This window comes from Bacillus sp. ISO11, assembly GCF_003458115.1.
GTDB lineage: Bacteria > Bacillota > Bacilli > Bacillales > Bacillaceae_G > Bacillus_A > Bacillus_A cereus.
In genome coordinates this window covers 1-23,611 of record NZ_QXCO01000017.1, presented here as the reverse complement: position 1 = coordinate 23,611, position 23,611 = coordinate 1, and the positions used below count along the sequence as shown (strand labels likewise).

Sequence of the window (23,611 nt, the reverse complement as noted above, 5' to 3'; positions counted from 1 at the left end):
ATGGAACATAAAACTGTATCAATAGGTTTCATTGGTATTGGCGTAATGGGAAAAAGTATGGTTTATCACTTAATGCAAGATGGTCATAAAGTATATGTATATAATAGAACGAAAGCAAAAACAGATTCTTTAGTGCAAGCTGGTGCAAATTGGTGTAATACGCCAAAAGAGTTAGTGAAGCAAGTTGATATTGTAATGACAATGGTTGGATATCCACATGATGTAGAAGAAGTGTATTTTGGTATAGAAGGAATTATAGAACATGCAAAAGAAGGTACGATAGCAATTGACTTTACGACATCTACACCTACTTTAGCAAAACGTATTAATGAAGTTGCAAAAAGCAAAAAAATATATACGTTAGATGCACCTGTCTCAGGAGGAGATGTTGGCGCGAAAGAAGCAAAACTCGCAATTATGGTAGGTGGAGAGAAAGAAATATATGATAGATGCTTACCTTTACTTGAAAAGTTAGGAACAAACATTCAATTACAAGGACCAGCTGGGAGTGGACAACATACAAAAATGTGCAATCAAATTGCCATTGCTTCCAATATGATTGGAGTATGTGAAGCTGTTGCTTACGCGAAGAAGGCTGGACTGAATCCAGATAAAGTGTTAGAGAGTATTTCAACAGGAGCAGCAGGTAGCTGGTCATTAAGTAATTTAGCTCCTCGAATGTTAAAAGGAGACTTTGAGCCAGGATTTTATGTAAAGCATTTTATGAAAGATATGAAAATTGCTTTAGAGGAAGCAGAAAAATTACAATTACCAGTCCCAGGCTTAAGTTTGGCGAAAGAATTGTATGAAGAGTTAATTAAGGATGGCGAAGAAAATAGTGGAACACAAGTATTATATAAAAAATATATAAGGGGGTAAACGAGGTGGACCTTCAAAAGTTTGATGAGATGATTGATACTGTACAGCGAGCTACTTGTATGCAAATTAATGAAAGACAAAAAGAAGCTTTTAAACAAAAATATGATTTTGAACCAGAATTTGAATATGGAAGAGATGAGAAGGGGCATTATGTAATTCGAACCTCAAAAAAGATGTTAGAAGAAATGGAGTTTTATTTAGCATTGAAATATGATCGTGATGGAGTGGATCTTTATATGCAAGCTGAGATTGACGGCATATTTTATGTATCTATTAGCTATGGTGAAGATGCCCTACATCTACAAGAATTGTTTCAATTTCTAGAAGAAAATAAATAAAAGTCCTCAAATGAGGACTTTTATTTATTTAGTCATCTTTAATTTTTATAATTATAAGTTAGAAGCCCGGCGGCATCGTTCAACCGGGAACGGGATAATTTGTGCGATGTGATTAGGGCCAAATTGTTTTGTACGAGCATGGCGTATTATATAAAAAGCACACAGAATTGAAACAGGAATAGCGCCGAATAAACTAAATAATAAAGCGCTTACACAAGATGCGACAAATCCTAAAACACCAATTTCTAACTCTTCCATAATAGCTCCTAAAATAACAGGAAATGCTCCACATGTAACTCCAAGTATAAGTGCGATAAGTAAGCTCATGATTATCCCCCTCTGTTTGCGATATTATTTTCCTTCTTAGTTAATTGTAGTATATCACATATAAAACAGAATTTTCAGAAAAAATTCAATAAATGTTCAAAAAATGTTCGAAAAATGCACTTGAAAAATCAAGGTGTTAAATTTGTGATGAAATAGTACTTTCAAGTAAATAAAAAATCAGGCTTATTTCAAAATGAAATAAGCCTGTTCCATAGGAGGATGTATATATGTAGAGTGAATAAAAGTTTGGAAAAGGGGGTCCAAGTCCTTTTATTCAACTAACTACCTTAATAGATTGGAACCCAGCCTTCAGTTGTCACAAAAATACGAATAGCTACAACTTGGCGATCATCTTGCAAGGTAAAATAATGTCTTGCATTTTCAGGAACAGATATTAAATCGCCTGGCTCAAGTTCAACATCAAAGAATTTCCCATCTTTACCTTCAATAGCGAAAATGCCATGACCACTGACGATAAAGCGAACTTCGTCATCTGTATGATGGTGTTCCTTTTGGAAATTAATTAATAATTCGTCAAGGTTAGGGGTGCTATTTGAAAGTGAAATTACATCATGTGCTTTATAACCACGGCGTGCTGAAACATCAGCGATTTCTTTTGAAAACACAGCTAATATTTCAGCTTTGTTTTCATCTGTTAACGAATAATTTTCATTTAAATGAGTAGGAAGTTTAGAAATATTCCATTTCTCATATAAAACGCCTTCCTCTTGTAGAAATTTAGATACTTCCACTTCATTTTCAATACGAGTATTTACTTCATGAATACGAATTTGCGCCATTAGAAACGCCTCCTTGAATTGATAATAGTTTTATATGAAATTGGAATAAAAACTCATAAGCTTCTAATCTCTTCTTTGCATCAAAGCTATCTCGGCCCCATACAGTAATACCGTGGTTACGGATTAATACTGCACCCGAATCTCCTTGTATATGCTTTCGGAAGTTTTCTCCAAGCGTTGGGATATGGGCATGGTTTTCAATAATAGGAATTTGAATTGTTGCACCTTCTTCCCAAATATCGAGTGCTTTAATAATTTCTTGATTTTGAAGGGTGACTGCATCACTATATAAATTTGTGATGACATTATTATCAGTTGTATGAACATGAAGTACGCACCCGGCATTCGTATTGTTATAAATGTGTGTATGCAATATTGTTTCTGCTGAAGGGCGTAATTCAGTCTCTAAAACGGGAACTCCTACATGATCTACTAATAGAAAATCATCTGGAGTGGTTTTTGTTTTATCTTTACCGCTTGCTGTAATAAGAAAAGTAAGTGGTTCATGGCTAACCTTTATAGAAATATTACCACTTGTTGCTGGAAACCAATTTCGTGTTGTTAACTCTTTTTTTAACTCGCTTAAGTCATACCATTGACGAAAAAGTTGTTTCATGCCTTCACCTCCAACAAAAGTTTTAATTCAGCTTGCACATCTTGAAATGTTTCAAACGGTGTATAAGCAATATGATTTTCTTCACACTTTGTAATAAGAAAATCGCGAGCGAATACTTTATCAGCTTGTTTCGCGGCTTGTAAATCAGTAATAGAATCTCCAATTACAATATGAAAGTCATTTGTATCACTTAATTTACGGATTAATGATGATTTACATAATCCGCAATGATTTTGACAATGATCATCACAAGAATGAGGCCATTTAACTGTAATAAACTCTGCTGAAAAGTCTGTTTCATTACAATAAATTTGCTCTTTTGGAATGATTCCTTGTAAGAGTGGATAGACGAAGAAATCCATTCCACCTGATATCACGTAAAAAGAAATGTTATTTTCCTTTACGAATTGTATAAACTCATGAAAACCACTACGGATTTCAGCAGTTTCTATTAAAAATTGAATAATATCATCGTGCAGATTAGTAGGTATTAATTGAAATAATCGAGAAACACCTTCTTGAATGGATAGTTCTTGTGATAAAATTTTATTCTTTACTTCTTCGGCTTCTGGTGGTGCGAATTTTTCCATAATGGACATAATGTTATCATTATTTGTAATCGTGCCATCGAAATCACAAAATACTTGAATACTCATAATTTCACCTCATAAGAGGGATTTCCCCATATTTGTAGTGCACTATGCAAATTTATGTCGTCTACTTCATGGAGTGGTTTATTTTGCAAAGTAGCATCAATTGCAGTACGGAAAGCTTTACCGCCGCCTTGCGCTCCATTTGGATGTCCGTGTATCCCGCCGCCAGCATTAATAACAACATCTTTACCGAAATCTCGTACAATAAAGGGAACGAAACCAGGATGAATACCAGCAGACGGAACAGAAAAGCTCTTCTTGAAAAATGCATCGTCTTCAGTTAAATATTTTGAGATAGCAAGAGCCTCCTCTTTTTCTAGCGCAACACTTCCGTATGGAGATGGGAATAATGAAAAGTCAGCCCCAGCATAACGTAGTAGCTTTCCAAGTAATAATGGTGATGAAACTCCATATAACTTGGATGCTGAATAAGCACCACTTACAGCAGGATGTGCCATAATAGGAACTGGGATTTCATCATCTTCTGCAAGTGATTGTAGTACATCTAGTCCGTAAGCAAATACGTTAAATAATAGAATATCAGCTCCAGCTTGCACTGCACGTTTAGCATTTTCTTTTAAATCAAAAGTTCGTCCTGTTAAATTTAAGGCATATAACGTTTTATGACCGTATGTTTCGTAGACAGATTGTAAAACTTCTTTTCCAGATACAATGCGTTTCGTAAGTGGTGTTAATGCATTTTCAAATAATATTTCATCATCTTTTACTATATCTACACCACCAATTGCTTGATCGCGTAATTGCGTTTTTAAATACCCAATGTTTCGTCCAATCATTCCTTTAAAAATACTCATTAAAAGGGGACGATCATGCACTTGTAAAAGATTTCGAATACCATCTATCCCGAATTTTGGACCAGGAAAATGTTTTTTTAACTCGTCTGAAAAAGTTAAGTCAATTAGTTTTACTTCGCCATCAAGTGATAGCTTTCCAAATGTAGTCGTTAAAATCGCTGGTAAATCTGGACTGAAGTTTAATAGCGGATATTCGATTTTAATAATTCCGCGTTTTACTTTTTTACGTAAATACGAATTGGTATATTCATGTTCAGCTAATTCCTCAACATGAATGACGTTGCCTTTATGCTGCTTTAATTGTTCTTGCAATAAGTGTGGCAAATGAGTCCAAGAGCCAATTGTTAAACCGAGTGCAATTTGCTCAGCTTTTTTTTCTAAGTTATGTGAATCATCATGGATTAAATACGTCGCTATAATTCCGCTCATTGTTATAACCTCCTAGTTAAATAAAAAAACCTCTCAGCTAAGGAGAGGTTTTTTTACAACCAGCTCCTTATCTGTCAGCGTAATGCTGCGAGAATTAGCACCGTGTCTACAATTGTAGATCGGTTGCCGGGTTTCGTCGGGCTCGTCCCTCCACCTGCTCTTGATAAGAAGTATTTAGAAATGTTTAAATTTTTAAGATAACTGAATTTTGTCAGATATTTTTCGTGTTGTCAATTACTTTTTGAAAAAATTTAATTTATCAATTCGATTAATGGCTTCCCGTAATCTATCTTCTGCATGCAAGAGACCAACACGGACATACCCTTCCCCATGCTTACCAAATCCAACACCAGGAGCAACTGCGACATGTGCTTTTTCTAGTAAAATATCAGAAAATTGCTCAGAGGTATATCCTTTTGGAACGGGAAGCCATGCAAAGAATGATCCTTTTGGAATGTCTACATTCCAACCAATTGAGTGACAGGCTGAAATAAGAGCGTTTCTTCGAGATTCGTAACTATTTACAAGGTCTATTACGCAAGACTGTGAACTTAATAGCGCTTCTCGAGCAGCATCTTGAACTGCACCGAATATACTAACATACATATGATCTTGTAATAGGTTAATTGTTTCAATCACACTTTCATTCCCTACAGCAAAAGCGATGCGCCAGCCAGCCATATTGAAAGTTTTTGATAATGTGTAAATTTCAATTCCTATATCTTTCGCACCATCTGCTTGCAAGAAACTAACAGGTTTTTGACCATCAAATCCGATAGCGCCATAAGCAAAATCGTGAACAACTAATATATTATGTTTATTAGCAAAGTGAATGGTTGCATCAAAAAAATCTTTTGATGCAGTAGCACCGGTAGGATTATTTGGATAGTTTAAAAACATTAATTTTGCACGCTCTGCAATAGAGTCATCAATGTTTGTATAATCTGGTAAAAAGTTATTTTCTGCAATAAGCGGCATTGTTTCAAAGTGTGCTTTTGCTAAAGCAACCCCGGATAAATAATCTGGATAACCTGGATCCGGAACGAGAATCGTATCACCAGGATTTGTAAAACAAATCGGTAATTCTACTAGTCCAGCCTTCCCGCCAAACAAAATAGCAACTTCAGTTTTTGGGTTTAATTCGACGCCGTATTCACGTTTATAGAATGTAGCCACGGCTTCCTTTAAGCTTTCATGTCCGCGAAATGGCGGATATTTATGATGAATGGTCTTTTCGGCAGCATCTTGTAAAGCTTTTACGATATGCTGCGGTGTTGGTTGATCTGGATTACCTTGACCTAGATTAATAACATCGTGACCAGCTGCAACGACTTTGTTAACTTTTGCAACAAGTGAAGCGAAAAATTGTGTTGGCAATGATGTTACTATCTCAGAAGGTTGAAATAATTTCATACTTTCCACCTCTTTTGAAAGTTGTTACAATTCTAGTGACAAATGATATAATCTTTCCAGTATTTTGTAAAGAAAAAAATAAGAATGGGGCTGAAAAAATGAAAGTCGCATGTATTCAAATGGATATTGTTTTTGGAGATGTAGAAAAAAATATTGAGAATGCTAAAAATAAAATAAGCGAAGCTATGAAGGAAAGGCCAGATGTTATCGTCTTACCAGAACTATGGACAACAGGATATGATTTAACGAGACTTTCTGAAATTGCAGATAGGGATGGAGTGGAAACGAAAGAAAAGTTAATAGAATGGGCGAAGCAATATGATATACATATTGTTGGTGGTTCTATAGCAAAGCAAACAGAGCAAGGTGTTACAAATACGATGTATGTTGTAAATAATGAAGGACAGCTAGTCAACGAATATAGTAAAGTACATTTATTTCAGCTTATGGATGAACATAAATATTTAATAGCCGGTAATGGTACGGGCGAATTTAAGCTAGATGATGTCGAATGCGCTGGAACAATTTGTTATGATATTCGTTTTCCAGAGTGGATGCGTGTCCATACTGCTAAAGGGGCAAAAGTATTATTTGTTGTAGCAGAATGGCCATTAGTTCGTTTAGCACATTGGCGTTTGCTATTGCAAGCAAGAGCAGTTGAAAATCAATGTTATATTGTTGCGTGTAATAGAGCAGGAAAGGATCCAAATAATGTATTTGCGGGTCATTCTTTAATTGTGGACCCTTGGGGTGAAGTTGTAGTAGAGGCGAATGAAGAGGAATCAATTTTATTTGGAGAGCTTGAATTCGAGAAAATTAAAGAAGTACGTAAAGGAATTCCGGTTTTTGCGGATCGCCGTCCAGAATTATACAAATAAAATGTTGACAAGTGATTTTTATTCTTGGTATAGTCTTCAACATAAAGTTAAAAATTCAAAAAATTATACAACTCTTATCAAGAGCAGGTGGAGGGATTTGGCCCGATGAAGCCCAGCAACCGACCGTAATACCATTGTGAAATGGGGCGTTTATTACGCCAAAAGGCACGGTGCTAATTCCAGCAGAAAGTAAAACTTTCTGGCAGATAAGAGGGGAGAAGATAAACTTCAAACCTCTTTCTTAGTGGAAAGAGGTTTTTCTATGTTAGAAAAACCTCTGAATTTAAAAAGGGGGAGAAGACGATGGGATATTATTCATTAACAGAAATAACAGCTGTACAATATGCGAAAGATCATGGCTATTTTGAAGCGAAGGCAAATGTCGTTTGTCATGAAATTGGAGACGGAAACTTAAATTACGTGTTCAAATTAGATGATGGAGAGAAATCAATTATAATAAAACAAGCACTGCCTTATGCGAAAGTAGTTGGTGAAAGCTGGCCATTGTCTATAAAAAGAGCAACGATTGAAAGCAAGGCATTACAAATTTTTGCGCAGTATGTACCGGATTATGTTCCAGTAGTGTACAGTCATGATGAAGAGTTAGCGATAACGGTAATAGAAGACTTATCAAGACTAACAATTACAAGAAAAGGATTAATAGACGGAGAAGAATATCCGCTTTTATCCCAGCATATCGGCCGTTTTCTAGCACATGTTTTATTTTATACTTCAGATTTTGGTTTACAGTCAGAAGAGAAGAGGGTACTAGAAGGTACCTTTGTAAATCCGGACCTTTGTAAAATTACAGAGGATTTAGTGTTTACAGATCCGTTTGGACATTATGATACAAATGATTATGAGCCAGATTTACAGCTCGTGGTTGATGAACTTTGGAGTGATAAAACTTTAAAACTAAAAGTAGCACAATATAAATATAAGTTCTTAACAAGAAAAGAAACTCTTATTCATGGTGATTTACATACTGGTAGTATTTTTTCGTCACCTTCTGAAACGAAAGTGATTGATCCAGAATTTGCAACATATGGCCCATTTGGATTTGACATAGGTCAATTTATTGCAAATCTATTATTAAATGCTTTATCTAGAGAAGAAGAAAAAAGAAGTGTACTATTTTTCCATATAGAAAAGACGTGGAGTTATTTTGTAGAAACTTTTACAAAGTTATGGATTGGAGAAGGTGTAGAAGCATATACGAAAGAAAAACAATGGTTACCAATTATTTTGCAAAATATCTTTACTGATGCAGTTGGATTTGCCGGATGTGAACTGATTCGTAGAACAATTGGTTTAGCTCATGTAGCAGATTTAGATGAAATAGAAAATAAAGAAACAAGAATTCAAGCTAAGAAACAAGCGCTATCCTTAGGTAAAGAACTAATAAAATATGAATCTAAAAGTGCTGATATTCAACTGTTTCGAACATTATTTCAACAGACAGTTTCAGGGGGCGTAAAAGCGTGAGTACAATTGTTACTGTTCCGAGATCTGTAAGCTGGAAAGGTGATGCAATTGCGGTATTAAATCAAACGAAATTGCCGCATAGCACAGAATACAAAACATTGACGACTATTGAAGAGGTTTGGAAAAGCATCGTAATGTTAGAAGTACGAGGAGCGCCTGCAATTGGAATTGTAGCTGCATTTGGCTTGGCGCTTGCATCAAAAAAATATAACACTGTACATATTGAAGAATTTCAAAAGAAGTTTAATAGAGATTGTAATTATTTAGGAACGTCACGCCCGACAGCAGTAAATTTATTTTGGGCAATTGATCGTATGAGAGAATCTATTCGAGAGATTACTACAATAAAAGAAGCACAAAAAACATTAGAAGAAGAAGCGCTTCGCATTCAGCAGGAAGATGAAGAGGTGTGCCGAAATATTGGGGAATATGCGTTAACATGTTTTAAAGATGGCGATAATATTTTAACAATCTGTAACGCTGGAAGTATCGCAACTGCCAGATATGGAACTGCATTAGCTCCCTTTTATATTGGAAAAGAGAAAGGTGTGCGTTTACATGCATATGCGTGTGAAACGAGACCAGTTTTACAAGGTGGTCGCTTAACGACCTGGGAATTGAAGCAAGCAAATATTGATGTGACCCTTATTACAGATAATACTGCAGCTCATGCTATTCAAACGAAAGAAATAAATGCAATTATTGTAGGGGCGGATCGAATTGTCGCAAATGGAGATACGGCAAATAAAATAGGGACAATGAATTTAGCTATTTTAGCAAAGCACTTTAATATCCCATTTTACGTTGCTGCTCCACTGTCAACATTTGATGTTACGAAAGAAACTGGAGCTGAAATTATTATTGAAGAAAGAGATGAAACAGAAGTTACGAAAATCTTTGGAAAACAAGTAGCACCAATTGGAACGGATGTTTATAATCCAGCATTTGACATAACGCCGAATGAATTAATTACAGGAATTATTACTGAGAAAGGTATTATACGCGGGGACTATAAACGAGAAATTGCATCATTATTTGAAAAACAAGCTAATACATAATAGCTTGTTTTTTTATGCCTAAATGCAGTGTTTTCTCTTACTTATATAATGAAAGGAGGGGAAGAGGATGGAAGAGTGGATCAAGATGATAGGTAATGTAGGGTTTCCGATTGTTGTAACATTATATTTACTCCACCGTATTGAAAGTAAACTAGAGGGGGTAATTGTTGCAATTGAGAAGCTCCCGCGGCAATTACTAAAGTACGAAGATCCTCGGGAATAAAAATAAAGTTTGCTCTTCTTGAGCAAACTTTATTTTTATTGAGCGGTATAACCACCATCTATAACAACAGCTTGTCCCGTTATACCTTTAGCTTTTTCACTCGCTAAAAACATCGCATAATCAGCGATTTCTTGTACTTGTAATAAGCGCTTTTGTGGGACGAGTGGATAAATAACATCTTCTAAAACATTTTCAAGTGGTACATTTCGTGTAGTAGCTAAGTTTTGTAGTTGATTACGTACAAGAGGGGTATCGACATAACCAGGGCAAAGGGCATTAACAGTAATACCATGCGTAGCACCTTCTAAAGCAGCAACTTTTGTTAATCCAATTACGCCATGTTTTGCACTATTGTAGGCAGCTTTTCCAGCAAATCCGACAAGGCCGTTAATAGAAGCGACATTAATAATACGACCATATTTTTGTTGTTTCATAATCGGAAAGGCATGCTTAATTGCGATAAACGGAGCAATTTGCATAATTTGAATTAGTAGCTCGAACTTTTCAGTTGGAAAGTCTTCAATGGGTGAAACGTGTTGCATTCCTGCGTTGTTAATTAATATATGTAATGAACCGAAATGATCAACTGTTTGAGAAATTGCTGCTGTAATTTCCTCTTCAGATGTAACGTCACATTTTAAACCGATAGCTTGAAAACCTTCATTTTGTAATTGTTCAGCAGCTTCTTTTGCACGTTCTTCAAGTCGATCGGTAATCACAACTTTTGCACCTTCTTTTGCAAAAGCCTTTCCCATTTCATAACCAATACCACTTGCAGCACCTGTTAAAAAGACAACTCGATTTGTAACCATGATGAAAAACATCCCTTCATAATAAAGTTTTCATAGTGCTCTATTTAGAGAAGCTATAATGAAATTCCTGCAAACATTTGGAAAAAAATATCATTAGCTATCTTGTTTTGCAAAATAGTCTTTGCTATACTATTTTGTAAAGCAAGATACTTACGCTTATCTATCTTGTAAAACAAGATAGTAGGAGGATTTAAATTATGTCGACAAGTCAAATGCTGAAAGGGATTTTAGAAGGATGCTTACTTGCTATTATTTCTGAAGGCGAAATATACGGTTATGAAATGAGTGAAAAGCTAGCGAAGTATGGTTTTACAATGGCGAGTGAGGGAAGTATTTATCCGTTATTAATACGAATGCAAAAAGAAGGACTAATAACAAGCGTAATGAAGGAATCTCCATCTGGTCCAAAGAGAAAATATTATACATTAACAGAAAAAGGCGAGGAAGCACTTGGTGAATTTATGGATCGCTGGGAAGCGATGCAAAGTAGTGTAGAGCGTCTACTTGAAGGGAAGGGGAGAAAAAAATAATGCTATCAAGTGAAGCGCGAAAGTTTTTGTTAGATATGAGATTATTTTTGACGGCAAAGAGTGTAAAAGAAAGTGATATTGAAAACTTTTTAGAAGATGCAGAGTTGCATTTAATAGAAGCTGAGAGTGAGGGGAAGAGTGTAGAAGATATTTTCGGAAGCTCACCGAAAGAATATGCAGATGAACTTGTAAAAGTGATGGAAAGGGATAGACAGGAAACGTGGAAGCAAATTGGTTTTACAGTAATGAATATCGTATCGTTTTGGATTATTGCTTCTATCTTAATGGTGAATCATGGAATGTTACAGATTTCACTTATTCAGTGTATCGGTTACAGTTTTTCATTGATTTTAGTTGTTATGGGTCCTAATTTTCTACTTCGCAAAATGACCTTCGTCACAAGCTTTACAAAAACATGGTTTTCCATGTGGTCTTTAGTTATGATTGCTCCATTGTTTTTAATGGGAGTTATTACGGTACTAGATGTGATATATCCTACAAAAATGTTTATATTCACTCAAATGCAAAGTTATTTATTGGCTGGTGGTATTTTTATCATCACAGTAGTGATAAATATGTATTTTGAAGGATGGTTTAAAAACTTATATTTAATCATTCCGCTTTCTATTATGTTACTATTTAAAACATTTACATCAGAAGATCTCGTGCCAATGTTATTTCAAATTATATGTTTATATGGAAGTTTATTTATTTTAATTTTTGTTGAAATTATGATGAAGACAAATAGAAGAGAAATGGTTAAATAAGGGAGGGGTTATAATGAAGATTTCTAAAGAAGGTGAAAAGTTTTTAATCGATACGAAAGTATATTTAATAACAAAAGGGATTAAAGAAGAAGATGTGGACGCTTTTCTAGAAGATGCAGAGCTTCATTTAATAGAAGGTGAAAAAAAGGGAAAGACAGTAAGTGACATATTTGGTGACTCACCAAAAGAGTATGCGGAAGAATTAGCGAAAGAGATGGAGAAGGATAAAAGCGGGAGCATAAAAAGTATTTTAGGGATGATTATTGGTATTGGTGGATATTGGTTACTGACAAATATTTTATTTGGAAGCCCCGATCAACAATTTACGTTAACAAATGTACAGTTAATTGGTTATCCTATCGTTTTAATCATTACGATTATTGGAACGATTGTTGCATTTAGAATGTCTTCTTTTAAAAGTAAATTAGTAGAATTTGGAATGATTTATGTAATAGTAATGGTTCCTATTTTATTATTGGTGTTATTGATGTTTATGAATAAATGGTATGGGACACCTGTATTGCAATTGGCGACAATGCAAACATATATATTAGCAGCAATTATCTTTTTATTACTTCTTATTGGTGAAGTATATGTTCTTGGCTGGATGGGTGTTTTTGTACTAATTGTTCCTCTTATGATTATGTTCTTATTTAAAGACTTAGAAGAAAGTAATGTATTTTGGGGAATTGCAAAGGTCTTACTTATGTATGGAAGTATATATGGATTAATGAAATGGTCTTTAAAAATTGAAGAAAGAAAAAGTATGAACTAGAAATTCAATAAAAAGCGGCTGCTCTGGATATACCAAAAATTATTTCCAAAGAAATATTATATAGGGATTTTTAGAGGGATTACATTTACATTTAGTTGTCTATTTTTATTTCTAGCAGCCGGGATTTGTTTTGTTGATTGGAATAAGTTGTTTTAAACAGTAACATGAGGGTTACTGTTTTTTTCTTTGTAATAAAGAGCTTTGTAAAGAGAGCGCTTTTTGTTCTGCTGTTAATAAGGAATGAATATGAACGTTTTCTGGACGAGGGACTATCGGATACATAAGATTTGTTGGAGAAGGGTGGTGCTCCGAGCCGGTTGGAGAATGAGGATCTGCATGAGTAAGTTTTCCATGAATACGTCTTGTAAATAAAATATGACCGATTTCGTGAGCGAGCGTATATATATTTTTCATAGGGGCAGCCGAATTTGTTAAAACGATATAGCCAGTAAGTTGCTGTTGTTTTGCTAAAGAATAAGCGCAGGCAATTACTGCTGTTTCTTTGAAATAATCACTGCCAATATAACAAATATAAAGGTCGCATTCAGGAGCTTCATTTACACATGTTTGGAAAAAGGATGCCAGCTTTTCTTGACTTTGAATGGAATTTTTATAACTGATTTCACGGTCAAAAAAACGGAAAAGTTCATTTAATACAATTACTTCTTGAATTTGAAATGTAATGGGGTGCCAAATTGATTCTGCAACAGCTAAATCTTTTGCGATGCGGTCATCAGAAATATCGGCGCCGGGAGTAATGCAAATACATATATTGACGTATGGATCCATAAGGAACACCTCAAATGAAAAAAAGTTCTTCCTATAATATATGTGGGGAAAAGATGTCATGTATGGATAAACGCCTTCTTTATTGAATATATAGATGACAAGTCGAAAAAATTTCATAGTTCTATAACATGGTATGGTCGTCTTTTTGATATAGTAAAGGAAAGGGGGAGAATATATGTATACATTAAAAATCGTTTCAGACAGAGAAGCACTTTATCAATTTGCGAGTTATGTAAGAGTTGTACAAGGGGTTGAAGATGTATATGTAGAGGTGGGAGAACCTTTATATGAACATCCTTTAATGAAGTTTTATGTACATATTAAGCTGAAAGAAACATATGAGCAGCATAAAGCGTTACAGGAAATAGCAAGATTAGTAGAATTGGGTCGTTTTACATATGTCCATTATCGTAATGATGAAATTGAGGAAGCTTTTGAAGCTGTAAAATATGAAAGTTTTAAGAAATAAAGATGAAAAAACGGAGGCGAAAGCTTCCTTTTTTTCTTTAAAATTACATGAACAAAAAGAGAGAAATTTTGTTATGATAAGGGAGGTTAGGGAAAGGGGAATTTACATATGGGGTATATTGAAGAGTTACGAAAAGTCGTTGGTACAAGACCGCTTATTCTCGTAGGATCAGCAATCATTATATTAAATGATAAACAAGAAGTATTGCTTCAATATCGTTCAGATACATATGATTGGGGTGTACCTGGCGGGGCGATGGAACTGGGTGAAACGACAGAAGAAACGGCACGTAGAGAGTTATTTGAGGAAACGGGGTTAACTGCAAAAATAATGCAATTTCTTGGTGTTCTATCAGGAAAAGAAGTATATTTCCGTTATCCGAATGGCGATGAAATTTTCAATGTCATTCATCTGTATCAGGCACATCATGTGAGCGGGGAATTAAAGCTCGATCATGAAGGGTTGAAACTTCAATATTTTCCAGTAGATAAGTTGCCAAAATTGAATGAAACGACAGAGAAAATTTTGCAAAAGTTTTTATATGCACTGACAGAATAGAAGGTTAATTCCTTCTATTTTTATTATATTAAATATTTTGATTTTTTAGTATGTTTATAGTATGATAGTTATAGATATACATCTTATGGAATTTCACCTAAAAACTTACTAGGGTACATAAGAGAGGGGCAAGTACAAAATGCATAATGTTGTTATTACAGCTGCAGTTCGTTCGCCAATTGGAACTTTTGGAGGAGCGCTAAAAAATGTAACGCCAGTAGAATTAGCTGTTCCTGTACTTCAGGAAGCTGTAAAACGAGGCGGGGTAGAACCACATGAAGTTGATGAAGTAATTTTAGGTCATTGTATTCAAAGAACTGATGAAGCAAATACAGCGAGAACAGCTGCATTAGCGGCAGGATTTCCTGACACAGTTACGGGATATACAATCCAACGTCAATGTTCTTCAGGTATGCAAGCAATTATGTCAGCTGCAATGCAAATCCAATTAGGTGTAAGTGATGTTGTTGTTGCAGGTGGAGTAGAAGCGATGAGTTCGAGCCCTTATGCATTGAAACAGCACCGCTGGGGACAACGTCTACAGCACGGAGAAATTCGTGATACGGTGTGGGAAGTGTTAGAAGATCCGATTCACCATATTATGATGGGTGAAACAGCGGAAAATTTAGTTGAACAATATGAAATTACAAGAGAGGAACAAGATGAAGTTGCTCTTCGCAGTCATACATTGGCACTGAAGGCAATCGAGTCTGGACACTTTGACGATCAAATTGTTCCTATTACAATAAAAGAACGTAGAAAAGAAGTAGTATTTTCGAAGGATGAGCATCCACGTGCAGATATTACAGCGGAAAAATTAGCAGGGTTAAAACCAGCATTCCGTAAAGATGGGTCTGTAACTGCAGGTAATGCATCTGGCCTGAATGACGGAAGTGCAGTTCTAGTATTAATGAGCGAAGAAAAAGCGAAAGAAAAAGGCTTACAACCGTTAGCTAGAATTGTTGGATATTCAGTAGCTGGAGTAGACCCGAAAATTATGGGTATTGGACCAGCACCAGCAATTCGTAAAGGTTTAGAAAAAGTAGATTGGTCATTGGAAGATGCAGATTTACTTGAAATTAATGAAGCTTTCGCGGCTCAATATTTAGCTGTAGAGAAAGAGTTAGGCTTAGACCGTGAAAAAGTGAACGTAAACGGTAGTGGCGTAGGACTTGGGCATCCAATTGGTTGTACAGGGGCTCGTATTACAGTAAGTTTAATTCACGAATTAAAAAGACGTGGGTTAGAAAAAGGAATTGCCTCTTTATGCGTCGGTGGCGGTATCGGGGTTGCCTTATTTATAGAAGCACTATAAAAAAGAAGCAGCTATTGCTGCTTCTTTTTTTACGACTCAAATAGATGATGGAATAATCGATCGCGATTTTCAAAGAAAAGTTTCGTCGTTTGGTAATGCTCAGTTTCTTCTAATGTGGATTCGTGAATCCCTTCTTGTGTTAAAGAATATATAGTGGATTCAGGGTAGGCCATTAAAATAGGAGAATGCGTCGCAATAACAAATTGTGAACCTTGTTCCGCTAGCTCATGCATTCGAATAAGCATGGAAAGTTGTCTCATTGGTGATAGAGCGGCCTCAGGCTCATCTAAAATGTATAAACCTTGTCCTGAAAAACGGTTCATAAATAAGGAAAAGAATGATTCGCCGTGAGATTGTTCGTGTAGTGAAACGCCGCCGTAAGATTTTATAGCATCTATTTCATCAATATAAGAAGCAACGTTATAAAATGATTCAGCGCGAAGAAAGAAACCGTCGTTTGGTGTATTGAAACTTTTGGAAATTCGAAGGTATTCATGTAAAGATGAATGTGAATCGTTAGTGCTAAAGCGGAAATTCTTCGTTCCACCTTCTGCATTAAAGCCTAACGCAATTGCAATTCCTTCAAGTAATGTTGATTTACCCGTTCCATTTTCTCCAATAATGAATGTTACATTTGGATGAAAAACTAGTGATTGTAATGTTCGGATAGCAGGTAAGCAGTAAGGATATGCGGAAAAACTAGGGATATTTTCTTTTTTTAATGTAACATTTTGTAAAAAGGGTACGTCAATCAATATATAAACCTCAATTCATAACGGATTTTGATTCTAAAAAGGCGGCAAATACAAGTGTTAATGACACCTGAATTCCTTCCTTATTTTCTGAATATTTTATGTGGATTATATCATTTAAACTATCATATTCCAATGTGAAAATAAATATTGCATGAAGATCCATTCTCTCGTTATGATATATGGTATTCTATTGAAAATGTGAGAAGGAGTTAAAGTATGCCGTTTACATTTGCACATCCAGCAGCAGTTCTTCCTTTTGCGAAAAAGCATTCTAAACATATTTCAGTAACGGCTCTTATATTAGGTAGTATGGCGCCTGACTTTGAATATTTTTTACACTTTAGACCGTATGGTGTTATTGGCCATAAATGGCTCGGGTTCTTATATTTAAATTTACCGCTTGTATTTCTACTCGCATACATATATCACTACATTTTAAAAAAGCCGTTTATAACGCATTTACCTAAACCGTTTGCTGGTTATTATTCATATGCAATAGATGAGAGGTGGGGGCTACATACCTGGAAAGAATTCTTTGTATTTTGCTGTTCTGCATTATTCGGTATGCTCACGCATGTTGTTTGGGATGCATTCACTCATAAGACAGGCTATTTTGTTATGAAAATACCATTATTACAAAGAGAATGGTACGGTATCTCTGTTTATAAATATATGCAACATGGAAGTACATGTATTGGTGTTCTATTATTAGTATACGTTTTATGGAAGTATAGAAATGAAATGGGTAAAGATCTTATTTTAGCTTCGGAAAAAAGAAAGTATTGGGTTTCAGTAATTGTTGTAGCAACTATTATATTTATCGTGCACGCGTTCCTAGATCCCTATTTTCATATTTTCCAAATTGGAGGTATAATAGTATCTGGACTGACAAGTTCATTTTGTGGACTTGTCATTGTTTCTATAGTTTACAAAGCCAGGGACTAATTTTATATTCATGAATGATAGCGTTAGGAGAAATGAAATGATGAAAGCATGGAAAAGTATTTTTGTTTTATGTAGTTTTCTTCTTATGTTAAGTGGTTGCTTCCATCAAGAAGAAAAGAAAGCTGAACCGAAGAAGAAAGAATCTATTCCTGAAACAAAAGAATATGGTGGGCGTGAGCTGAAAAAAGTAGGACAAAAAGTGAAAGAAACAGGATGGGGTACTTTTAAGTTAGAGCAGATGCATTCTGTGAATCAAACATTTGAAGTAGCGCCAATGAAAATTCACGTACAAGATGTGAAAGTAATTTCTTTATCACAGATGAGTGAAAAGGCAAAAAAAACATTGAAAGTATACACGGCACTAACCCCTGAAGAAGTAAAACGGAGATTAGGGGATAAAGTAAGCCAAGAAGATGCAGAATTATATGCATCGCTAAGTGGAACAGAGATTAGTAATACAATTCGTTACGTTGAGATTACATATAAAGTGGAGAATACCGGAAATAAAAATATGCAATTTTTCTCTATGAATGATGTTATGATTAATGGTAAGCAACATTTTAAAGTAGCCACTCAAAACTTTTTATATGACGAAGATACGTTAGTTGGTACAAAAAATGTATCAAGAGAAGACTATAAGCCTGGTGAAACAAGAGATGGTATTATTGGTTTAATACTTGACGATGGAAAAGACAAGGTAAAGGATATTCAGTTTACAACTGATGATTTACTTGCAGGAGATTCAGAAACACAAGATGTTGTAAAAGAGCCACAAACGTTTAACATCTCACTAAAATAATGTAAGGCAAAACAGTCAGCATTCAAATATTATGCTGACTGTTTTTTTATTTCTTTTATGTATGAATCTACATTTTGAAAAGGCACCTTAATTTTAAACGCATCTTTTTGTTCATTAAATTGCTTTTCATTGTAGGGACCGAAACGTTTATTGTGCTTTACGTCAATAATCCAATAATGTTCACTTTTTTTATTTGCAATTGCTGCGTCAGGGTTATTCGGATCTGATTTTTCCTCGGTTTGTTTTGCAATAATGTATTTATCATCCCAAGCAATGTCTGTAATTTTTGCAGGGATGTATTGTGTGGCATATACAGCATCTTGCGAGGGGAAAAGTTCAAATGCATTTCCAGAAGTACGTATGAGTTCGTATTCATCGTTAACCGTATAAGTTAAGTGACCTGTGTTTCCTGCACAACCAGTTAATAGGAAGGCGACGAATAGGATTATCCATTTTTTCAATATGGGAACCTCCTTTATAATGCTATTGTAACAAATTGTACAAGAAAAGTAAGAGAAAGGCTAGTTTACAATGTTTTTTAGAAGTGGTACGATGAGACGGGTAAAGAAGGATATGAAGGAGTCGACATAAAATGAAGTTAAAGATGCATCGTCCAGCGCTTGTAATGAATCGCATAGGTGCTTCCCTAATTGACATGTTTTTAATCTCGGTTATGTATGGTGTAGTAGTAGCTATTATGACCGGAAACTATAGTGCTATGTTTAAGCGCTTTAATATAAGCTTAGGTGATTTTAGATATGATTTCGCAGTAGTTTTTATATTAATGGCGATATATTTTATTGTGTTACCCTTTATTTGGAACGGTGTTACACTTGGAAAAAAGGTAACGAGAATAAAATTAATTTCATTGAAGAGTGAAAAGCTAACGTTGCAAACATTAATTATAAGATTTTTTGTAGTGTTATTACCGAACGTATTGCTATTAGGAATTCCATTAATATGTAATATATATATGATGTTGTTCCGCAAAGATAATTGTGGTTTTCATGATTTAATTACAAAAACGAAAGTAATAAGTCTTGTATAATGAAAAAAAGACCTTTTTATATATAAAAGGGTCTTTTTGATTTTATAAGTATATGGGGAATGTTTACAGTAAGGAAAAGCTAAAATGTGTTAATTCTATTTATAATAGATTGAAAATTAAGAAAATGATATAATGATTAAAAATAATATCTTTATTCCGCCATATTGGGGCTGATTAAAATTTCACTTTATATAATAAGGGGGAGATTAAAATGACTGGAGGTAGTGTAATCTTTTGGGGGATTTTAATTTTCATCGGTTTAGTTTTCGATCAGCGTAATAATAAGAAAAAAGAAGGATAAAAAGTAAACGTTTACAAGTAAAATAGCAATTTTTCTTGCTTGCAGATTAATCTTATAAAGGAGTATACTGAATGACGGTAAGACTTATAGAAGGGGTAATGAAAATGAAGCTTGCAGGAAAAGTTGCTATCGTAACTGGCGGTGGCATCGGTATTGGACGTAATACAGCTCTTTTGTTGGCTAAACAAGGCGCAAAAGTTATTGTGACGGACATTGATCAAGAGAGTGGACAAGCAACAGTGGAGGAAATTATGAATCTAGGCGGAGAGGCACTTTTTGTATCCTATGATATGGGAAAGCAAGGAGATTGGCAACGCGTTATTAGCATTACTTTGAATGCATTCAGTCGCATTGATATGCTTTTTCAAAATGCAGGTTTATATAAAATAGATTCTATTTTTTCTCGCCAACAAGAGAACGATTCCAATGTACTTTGTATTAATGACGTTTGGATAGAGATAAAACAATTAACGTCATCTTTTATGAAACAGCAAGAAGAAGTGGTGCTTAGTGATTTACCGATTTTCGGTATTATTAGCACAAAAGGACAATCATTTCATACAGTAGAAGCCCTAGTATAATAATAAAAACCGCCCTCAATATATGTGGACGGTTTTTTTGTATGTGTATAGTAAAGATAAATTTTTTAGCGAATACGTTGTTCAGTTTGGTTATCAAAGAAATGTGCTTTATTCATATCAAATGCTAATTTAATTTGATCACCAGGTGAAAATGTATGTCTTGCATCTACACGTGCTGCAAAATCTTGATTTCCAAGTTTCATATATAAAATGGATTCAGCACCTAATAATTCAGCGACTTCAATTTTTGTTGTGAAGGCAGTAGATTGCGAAGCTTCTAAAAATAGTAGTTCATCATGAATGTCCTCTGGGCGAATACCTAAAACAATTTCCTTATTTACATAGCCTTGTTCACGTAGCATCTTCATTTTTCCTTCAGATACTTTAATTTTTATAGTATTGTCTATAACGAAATCGGTTTCAGTCAATTTACCACGGAAGAAATTCATCGCTGGTGAGCCGATAAATCCACCCACGAAAATGTTTTCTGGCGTTTCGTATACTTCTTTTGGAGTTCCAATTTGTTGGATTTTTCCATCCTTCATAACGACAAGACGCGAAGCCATAGTCATTGCTTCTGTTTGGTCATGTGTTACATAAATTGTTGTTGTTCCAAGGCGATGATGTAGCTTAGAAATTTCTGAGCGCATTGCAACACGGAGTTTAGCATCTAAGTTTGATAATGGTTCATCCATTAAGAAAACTTTTGCATCTCGAACGATTGCTCTACCTAACGCAACACGTTGGCGCTGTCCACCTGATAATGCTTTCGGTTTTCTATCTAAATATTGTTCAAGTCCTAAAATTTTTGCTGCATCTTTCACACGACGATCGATTTCATCTTTTGGTATTTTTCGAAGTTTTAATCCAAATGCCATATTATCATATACACTCATATGTGGATAAAGAGCGTAGTTTTGGAATACCATAGCGATATCTCGATCTTTTGGAGGAACATCATTCATTAGTTTACCATCAATTGAAAACTCGCCTTTTGAAATATCTTCAAGTCCAGCTACCATTCGTAATGTTGTAGATTTTCCGCATCCAGAAGGACCGACAAATACAATAAATTCTTTATCTTGAATGTGTAAATTAAAATCAGTTACAGCTGTTACGTTATTATCATATATTTTATAAATGTTTTCTAATTTAAGTTCTGCCATGGTATTTCCCCCTAGAAATAATTATGCAAACGTTTTCTTTGAGTTCATTATAAACGAATAGATTCAAAAAATAAATAAAAAAATAAAACGTTTTCATTTATTGGAGATTTATTAGTGGTTTTCATATGTTTTCTTAGAAAAAGAACAATAAAAATTGTAAGCGCTATTTTAAATTGAGATAGAATCTGTTATCATTCATTAATGAAAACGTTTGCGCCTTAAAAAAGAGAAAAATGAATGATGAATGAAATGGGGTAGCATAATGGAAAAACAATGGTGGAAAGAAAGTGTAGTATATCAAATTTATCCTCGTAGCTTTATGGATAGTAATGGTGATGGTATAGGAGATCTTCAAGGGATTATTTCAAAGCTAGATTACTTAAAAGAGTTAGGGATTGATGTGATTTGGTTATCACCAGTCTATGAATCTCCAAATGATGATAATGGTTATGATATAAGCGATTATTGTAAAATTATGAACGAGTTCGGAACAATGGAAGATTGGGATGAGCTATTACATGAAATGCATGAACGTAATATGAAACTTATGATGGACTTAGTTGTTAATCATACTTCGGATGAACATAATTGGTTTATTGAATCACGTAAATCAAAAGATAATAAATATAGAGATTACTATATATGGCGCCCTGGAAAAGAAGGGAAAGAACCGAACAACTGGGGAGCTGCTTTTAGTGGATCTGCATGGCAGTATGATGAAATGACGGATGAATATTATTTACATCTGTTTTCTAAAAAACAGCCAGATTTAAATTGGGATAATGAAAAGGTAAGACAAGATGTTTATGAAATGATGAAGTTTTGGTTAGAAAAAGGAATTGATGGCTTCCGTATGGATGTTATTAATTTTATTTCTAAAGAAGAGGGATTACCAGCTGTTGAAACAGAAGAAGAGGGGTATGTTTCAGGTCATAAGCATTTTATGAACGGTCCAAACATTCATAAATATTTACATGAAATGAATGAGGAAGTATTATCGCATTATGATATTATAACGGTTGGTGAAATGCCTGGTGTAACGACAGAAGAAGCGAAATTGTATACTGGAGAAGAACGAAAAGAGTTGCAAATGGTATTCCAATTTGAACATATGGATTTAGATTCAGGAGAAGGTGGAAAGTGGGATGTAAAACCATGCTCACTTCTTACTTTAAAAGAGAATTTAACAAAGTGGCAAAAAGCATTAGAGCATACCGGATGGAATAGCCTTTATTGGAATAATCATGATCAGCCTCGCGTTGTATCTCGTTTTGGTAATGATGGAATGTATCGCATTGAATCAGCAAAAATGTTAGCGACAGTTCTTCATATGATGAAAGGAACGCCATATATTTATCAAGGAGAGGAAATTGGAATGACGAACGTTCGATTCCAATCAATTGATGAATATCGAGATATTGAAACGTTAAATATGTATAAAGAAAAAGTGATAGACCATGGTGAAGATATAGAAAAAGTAATGGAATCTATTTATATAAAGGGTCGTGATAATGCTAGAACTCCGATGCAGTGGAATGATCAGAATCACGCTGGATTTACAAAAGGTGAACCTTGGATTACTGTAAATCCTAACTATAAAGAGATTAATGTGAAACAAGCAATCCAAGATGAAGGTTCAATTTTTTATTACTATAAGAAATTAATTGAACTACGCAAAAATAATGAAATAGTTGTGTATGGATCATATGATTTAATATTAGATAATGACCCTTCTATTTTTGCTTATGTAAGAACATATGGAGATGAAAAACTACTTGTCATTGCAAACTTTACTGCGGATGAAAGTGTATTTGAAATGCCTAAGGATATTAGTTATAGTGAATCAGAGTTATTTATACACAATTACGATGTAGAAATCGGATCAATAGATAACATTCCATTACGTCCGTATGAAGCGATAGTGTTCAAATTGAAATAAGAAAAAGCCTTATGCCATTTCTGAAGTGCACCCCAATTGTTAGACACAGTCTAACAATTGGAGGTGCATTTTTTATGGCTAAATTTTCTTCAAAAGAAAAAATCCAAGCGGTGAAACGATATTTAGATGGTACAGAAAGTGGAAAAAC

29 protein-coding genes, 1 pseudogene and 2 riboswitches are annotated in these 23,611 nt (G+C 34.6%); of the genes and pseudogenes, 19 read left to right on the top strand and 11 right to left on the bottom strand.

Going from position 1 to position 23,611, the window contains the following annotated elements:
- Entirely contained in the window at positions 1-879 is an 879-nt protein-coding gene (locus tag D1166_RS18055; protein ID WP_000400473.1) for an NAD(P)-dependent oxidoreductase, read from the top strand.
- A gap of 5 nt (positions 880-884) precedes the next feature.
- Positions 885-1,217, top strand: a complete 333-nt coding sequence (locus tag D1166_RS18050) for a DUF3909 family protein (RefSeq protein ID WP_000365624.1) — start codon at positions 885-887, stop codon at positions 1,215-1,217.
- A 51-nt stretch (positions 1,218-1,268) separates the two neighbouring features.
- On the opposite strand, the gene D1166_RS18045 is transcribed toward D1166_RS18050, so the two are convergent.
- From D1166_RS18045 to D1166_RS18020, 6 genes are all read right to left on the bottom strand, one after another.
- Positions 1,269-1,544, bottom strand: a complete 276-nt coding sequence (locus D1166_RS18045) for a hypothetical protein (protein WP_097855713.1) — start codon at positions 1,542-1,544, stop codon at positions 1,269-1,271.
- Between the two features lie 287 nt (positions 1,545-1,831).
- A complete protein-coding gene (locus D1166_RS18040; RefSeq protein ID WP_000057317.1) occupies positions 1,832-2,344 on the bottom strand; it encodes a 1,2-dihydroxy-3-keto-5-methylthiopentene dioxygenase in 513 nt (170 codons plus the stop codon).
- Positions 2,322-2,960: a methylthioribulose 1-phosphate dehydratase gene (locus D1166_RS18035; protein WP_000811347.1), complete on the bottom strand. Its 639-nt coding sequence runs from the start codon at positions 2,958-2,960 to the stop codon at positions 2,322-2,324. Before D1166_RS18035 ends, D1166_RS18040 begins: the two co-directional genes overlap by 23 nt.
- Positions 2,957-3,616 carry a 2-hydroxy-3-keto-5-methylthiopentenyl-1-phosphate phosphatase gene (locus D1166_RS18030; protein ID WP_000027467.1) on the bottom strand — a complete coding sequence of 220 codons (660 nt, stop codon included), beginning with the start codon at positions 3,614-3,616 and terminating at the stop codon, positions 2,957-2,959. Before D1166_RS18030 ends, D1166_RS18035 begins: the two co-directional genes overlap by 4 nt.
- Positions 3,613-4,857, bottom strand: a complete 1,245-nt coding sequence (gene mtnW, locus D1166_RS18025) for a 2,3-diketo-5-methylthiopentyl-1-phosphate enolase (protein WP_000014192.1) — start codon at positions 4,855-4,857, stop codon at positions 3,613-3,615. The genes D1166_RS18030 and mtnW overlap by 4 nt, the downstream gene beginning before the upstream one ends.
- A 64-nt stretch (positions 4,858-4,921) precedes the next feature.
- Positions 4,922-5,027: riboswitch (SAM riboswitch) on the bottom strand.
- Between the two features lie 64 nt (positions 5,028-5,091).
- Complete coding sequence (locus tag D1166_RS18020) at positions 5,092-6,270, bottom strand: pyridoxal phosphate-dependent aminotransferase (protein ID WP_000765513.1); 1,179 nt, start codon at positions 6,268-6,270, stop codon at positions 5,092-5,094.
- A 14-nt stretch (positions 6,271-6,284) separates the two neighbouring features.
- Between D1166_RS18020 and D1166_RS18015 the strand changes: the two genes are divergently transcribed.
- The 4 genes from D1166_RS18015 (at position 6,285) to D1166_RS18000 (ending at position 9,914) form a co-directional block, all read left to right on the top strand.
- Complete coding sequence (locus D1166_RS18015; RefSeq protein ID WP_118043372.1) at positions 6,285-7,148, top strand: carbon-nitrogen family hydrolase; 864 nt, start codon at positions 6,285-6,287, stop codon at positions 7,146-7,148.
- 71 nt (positions 7,149-7,219) lie between these two features.
- A riboswitch (SAM riboswitch) is annotated at positions 7,220-7,361 on the top strand.
- Positions 7,362-7,451: 90 nt separating this feature from the next.
- Complete coding sequence (gene mtnK, locus D1166_RS18010) at positions 7,452-8,633, top strand: S-methyl-5-thioribose kinase (RefSeq protein ID WP_000542674.1); 1,182 nt, start codon at positions 7,452-7,454, stop codon at positions 8,631-8,633.
- Positions 8,630-9,691, top strand: coding sequence for an S-methyl-5-thioribose-1-phosphate isomerase (gene mtnA / locus D1166_RS18005; RefSeq protein WP_000104612.1), 1,062 nt, complete (start codon positions 8,630-8,632; stop codon positions 9,689-9,691). Before mtnK ends, mtnA begins: the two co-directional genes overlap by 4 nt.
- Positions 9,692-9,758: 67 nt before the next feature.
- Positions 9,759-9,914, top strand: coding sequence for a YvrJ family protein (locus D1166_RS18000; protein ID WP_000393337.1), 156 nt, complete (start codon positions 9,759-9,761; stop codon positions 9,912-9,914).
- Positions 9,915-9,949: 35 nt separating this feature from the next.
- Here D1166_RS18000 and D1166_RS17995 read toward each other — a convergent pair whose 3' ends face one another.
- The gene (locus D1166_RS17995) at positions 9,950-10,726 is read right to left on the bottom strand and encodes a 3-hydroxybutyrate dehydrogenase (protein ID WP_097855712.1); all 777 of its coding nucleotides are present in this window, start codon (positions 10,724-10,726) and stop codon (positions 9,950-9,952) included.
- A gap of 197 nt (positions 10,727-10,923) precedes the next feature.
- Here D1166_RS17995 and D1166_RS17990 point away from each other — a divergent pair, with 197 nt between their 5' ends.
- From D1166_RS17990 to D1166_RS31830, 4 genes and pseudogenes are all read left to right on the top strand, one after another.
- Complete coding sequence (locus D1166_RS17990) at positions 10,924-11,256, top strand: PadR family transcriptional regulator (protein ID WP_000107984.1); 333 nt, start codon at positions 10,924-10,926, stop codon at positions 11,254-11,256.
- A complete protein-coding gene (locus tag D1166_RS17985) occupies positions 11,256-12,023 on the top strand; it encodes a DUF1129 domain-containing protein (protein ID WP_097855711.1) in 768 nt (255 codons plus the stop codon). The genes D1166_RS17990 and D1166_RS17985 overlap by 1 nt, the downstream gene beginning before the upstream one ends.
- 13 nt (positions 12,024-12,036) lie before the next feature.
- Positions 12,037-12,798, top strand: a complete 762-nt coding sequence (locus D1166_RS17980) for a DUF1129 domain-containing protein (RefSeq protein ID WP_000703262.1) — start codon at positions 12,037-12,039, stop codon at positions 12,796-12,798.
- 12 nt (positions 12,799-12,810) lie between these two features.
- Positions 12,811-12,954, top strand: a pseudogene (locus D1166_RS31830) (DNA-binding protein); the annotation flags it as partial.
- Between the two features lie 15 nt (positions 12,955-12,969).
- On the opposite strand, the gene D1166_RS17970 reads toward D1166_RS31830, so the two are convergent.
- The gene (locus D1166_RS17970) at positions 12,970-13,587 is read right to left on the bottom strand and encodes an ImmA/IrrE family metallo-endopeptidase (protein WP_000371605.1); all 618 of its coding nucleotides are present in this window, start codon (positions 13,585-13,587) and stop codon (positions 12,970-12,972) included.
- Positions 13,588-13,762: 175 nt separating this feature from the next.
- Here D1166_RS17970 and D1166_RS17965 point away from each other — a divergent pair, with 175 nt between their 5' ends.
- The 3 genes from D1166_RS17965 to D1166_RS17955 all read left to right on the top strand — a co-directional run bounded on the left by D1166_RS17965 (position 13,763) and on the right by D1166_RS17955 (position 15,929).
- Positions 13,763-14,056: a DUF3928 family protein gene (locus tag D1166_RS17965; protein WP_000288330.1), complete on the top strand. Its 294-nt coding sequence runs from the start codon at positions 13,763-13,765 to the stop codon at positions 14,054-14,056.
- Positions 14,057-14,164: 108 nt separating this feature from the next.
- Positions 14,165-14,614: an NUDIX hydrolase gene (locus tag D1166_RS17960; protein ID WP_002005651.1), complete on the top strand. Its 450-nt coding sequence runs from the start codon at positions 14,165-14,167 to the stop codon at positions 14,612-14,614.
- 139 nt (positions 14,615-14,753) lie between these two features.
- On the top strand, positions 14,754-15,929 hold the full coding sequence (locus tag D1166_RS17955) for an acetyl-CoA C-acetyltransferase (protein ID WP_000552075.1): 1,176 nt from the start codon (positions 14,754-14,756) through the stop codon (positions 15,927-15,929).
- A 29-nt stretch (positions 15,930-15,958) separates the two neighbouring features.
- On the opposite strand, the gene D1166_RS17950 is transcribed toward D1166_RS17955, so the two are convergent.
- Positions 15,959-16,684: an AAA family ATPase gene (locus D1166_RS17950; RefSeq protein WP_000568009.1), complete on the bottom strand. Its 726-nt coding sequence runs from the start codon at positions 16,682-16,684 to the stop codon at positions 15,959-15,961.
- A gap of 216 nt (positions 16,685-16,900) precedes the next feature.
- Here D1166_RS17950 and D1166_RS17945 point away from each other — a divergent pair, with 216 nt between their 5' ends.
- Both D1166_RS17945 and D1166_RS17940 read left to right on the top strand, forming a co-directional pair.
- Complete coding sequence (locus D1166_RS17945) at positions 16,901-17,629, top strand: DUF4184 family protein (RefSeq protein WP_097855710.1); 729 nt, start codon at positions 16,901-16,903, stop codon at positions 17,627-17,629.
- Positions 17,630-17,666: 37 nt separating this feature from the next.
- Entirely contained in the window at positions 17,667-18,428 is a 762-nt protein-coding gene (locus tag D1166_RS17940; RefSeq protein WP_000973895.1) for a hypothetical protein, read from the top strand.
- A gap of 29 nt (positions 18,429-18,457) precedes the next feature.
- Here the strand turns inward: D1166_RS17940 and D1166_RS17935 are convergent, their stop codons facing one another.
- On the bottom strand, positions 18,458-18,889 hold the full coding sequence (locus tag D1166_RS17935; protein ID WP_000758785.1) for a DUF3997 domain-containing protein: 432 nt from the start codon (positions 18,887-18,889) through the stop codon (positions 18,458-18,460).
- Between the two features lie 131 nt (positions 18,890-19,020).
- On the opposite strand from D1166_RS17935, the gene D1166_RS17930 reads away from it, so the two are divergent.
- From D1166_RS17930 to D1166_RS17920, 3 genes are all read left to right on the top strand, one after another.
- Positions 19,021-19,476 (top strand): RDD family protein, encoded by a 456-nt coding sequence (locus tag D1166_RS17930; protein ID WP_097855709.1) that lies wholly within the window; start codon positions 19,021-19,023, stop codon positions 19,474-19,476.
- A 211-nt stretch (positions 19,477-19,687) separates the two neighbouring features.
- Positions 19,688-19,777 carry a hypothetical protein gene (locus D1166_RS17925; RefSeq protein WP_000145650.1) on the top strand — a complete coding sequence of 30 codons (90 nt, stop codon included), beginning with the start codon at positions 19,688-19,690 and terminating at the stop codon, positions 19,775-19,777.
- A 71-nt stretch (positions 19,778-19,848) separates the two neighbouring features.
- The gene (locus D1166_RS17920) at positions 19,849-20,358 is read left to right on the top strand and encodes an SDR family NAD(P)-dependent oxidoreductase (RefSeq protein WP_000218410.1); all 510 of its coding nucleotides are present in this window, start codon (positions 19,849-19,851) and stop codon (positions 20,356-20,358) included.
- A gap of 65 nt (positions 20,359-20,423) precedes the next feature.
- Here D1166_RS17920 and D1166_RS17915 read toward each other — a convergent pair whose 3' ends face one another.
- The gene (locus D1166_RS17915) at positions 20,424-21,524 is read right to left on the bottom strand and encodes an ABC transporter ATP-binding protein (RefSeq protein ID WP_000818931.1); all 1,101 of its coding nucleotides are present in this window, start codon (positions 21,522-21,524) and stop codon (positions 20,424-20,426) included.
- A 262-nt stretch (positions 21,525-21,786) separates the two neighbouring features.
- On the opposite strand from D1166_RS17915, the gene malL reads away from it, so the two are divergent.
- Positions 21,787-23,463: an oligo-1,6-glucosidase gene (malL, locus tag D1166_RS17910; RefSeq protein WP_097855708.1), complete on the top strand. Its 1,677-nt coding sequence runs from the start codon at positions 21,787-21,789 to the stop codon at positions 23,461-23,463.
- Positions 23,464-23,611: the final 148 nt, after the last annotated feature.

What these genes read in the sequence shown, in the direction of transcription:
- D1166_RS18055 (WP_000400473.1), top strand. Translation starts at nt 1, where the DNA reads ATGGAACATAAAACTGTATCAATAGGTTTCATTGGTATTGGCGTAATG.
- D1166_RS18045 (WP_097855713.1), bottom strand. Translation starts at nt 1,544, where the DNA reads ATGAGCTTACTTATCGCACTTATACTTGGAGTTACATGTGGAGCATTT.
- D1166_RS18040 (WP_000057317.1), bottom strand. Translation starts at nt 2,344, where the DNA reads ATGGCGCAAATTCGTATTCATGAAGTAAATACTCGTATTGAAAATGAA.
- D1166_RS18035 (WP_000811347.1), bottom strand. Translation starts at nt 2,960, where the DNA reads ATGAAACAACTTTTTCGTCAATGGTATGACTTAAGCGAGTTAAAAAAA.
- D1166_RS18030 (WP_000027467.1), bottom strand. Translation starts at nt 3,616, where the DNA reads ATGAGTATTCAAGTATTTTGTGATTTCGATGGCACGATTACAAATAAT.
- mtnW (WP_000014192.1), bottom strand. Translation starts at nt 4,857, where the DNA reads ATGAGCGGAATTATAGCGACGTATTTAATCCATGATGATTCACATAAC.
- D1166_RS18020 (WP_000765513.1), bottom strand. Translation starts at nt 6,270, where the DNA reads ATGAAATTATTTCAACCTTCTGAGATAGTAACATCATTGCCAACACAA.
- mtnK (WP_000542674.1), top strand. Translation starts at nt 7,452, where the DNA reads ATGGGATATTATTCATTAACAGAAATAACAGCTGTACAATATGCGAAA.
- D1166_RS18000 (WP_000393337.1), top strand. Translation starts at nt 9,759, where the DNA reads ATGGAAGAGTGGATCAAGATGATAGGTAATGTAGGGTTTCCGATTGTT.
- D1166_RS17995 (WP_097855712.1), bottom strand. Translation starts at nt 10,726, where the DNA reads ATGGTTACAAATCGAGTTGTCTTTTTAACAGGTGCTGCAAGTGGTATT.
- D1166_RS17990 (WP_000107984.1), top strand. Translation starts at nt 10,924, where the DNA reads ATGTCGACAAGTCAAATGCTGAAAGGGATTTTAGAAGGATGCTTACTT.
- D1166_RS17985 (WP_097855711.1), top strand. Translation starts at nt 11,256, where the DNA reads ATGCTATCAAGTGAAGCGCGAAAGTTTTTGTTAGATATGAGATTATTT.
- D1166_RS17980 (WP_000703262.1), top strand. Translation starts at nt 12,037, where the DNA reads ATGAAGATTTCTAAAGAAGGTGAAAAGTTTTTAATCGATACGAAAGTA.
- D1166_RS17970 (WP_000371605.1), bottom strand. Translation starts at nt 13,587, where the DNA reads ATGGATCCATACGTCAATATATGTATTTGCATTACTCCCGGCGCCGAT.
- D1166_RS17965 (WP_000288330.1), top strand. Translation starts at nt 13,763, where the DNA reads ATGTATACATTAAAAATCGTTTCAGACAGAGAAGCACTTTATCAATTT.
- D1166_RS17960 (WP_002005651.1), top strand. Translation starts at nt 14,165, where the DNA reads ATGGGGTATATTGAAGAGTTACGAAAAGTCGTTGGTACAAGACCGCTT.
- D1166_RS17955 (WP_000552075.1), top strand. Translation starts at nt 14,754, where the DNA reads ATGCATAATGTTGTTATTACAGCTGCAGTTCGTTCGCCAATTGGAACT.
- D1166_RS17945 (WP_097855710.1), top strand. Translation starts at nt 16,901, where the DNA reads ATGCCGTTTACATTTGCACATCCAGCAGCAGTTCTTCCTTTTGCGAAA.
- D1166_RS17940 (WP_000973895.1), top strand. Translation starts at nt 17,667, where the DNA reads ATGATGAAAGCATGGAAAAGTATTTTTGTTTTATGTAGTTTTCTTCTT.
- D1166_RS17930 (WP_097855709.1), top strand. Translation starts at nt 19,021, where the DNA reads ATGAAGTTAAAGATGCATCGTCCAGCGCTTGTAATGAATCGCATAGGT.
- D1166_RS17925 (WP_000145650.1), top strand. Translation starts at nt 19,688, where the DNA reads ATGACTGGAGGTAGTGTAATCTTTTGGGGGATTTTAATTTTCATCGGT.
- D1166_RS17920 (WP_000218410.1), top strand. Translation starts at nt 19,849, where the DNA reads ATGACGGTAAGACTTATAGAAGGGGTAATGAAAATGAAGCTTGCAGGA.
- D1166_RS17915 (WP_000818931.1), bottom strand. Translation starts at nt 21,524, where the DNA reads ATGGCAGAACTTAAATTAGAAAACATTTATAAAATATATGATAATAAC.
- malL (WP_097855708.1), top strand. Translation starts at nt 21,787, where the DNA reads ATGGAAAAACAATGGTGGAAAGAAAGTGTAGTATATCAAATTTATCCT.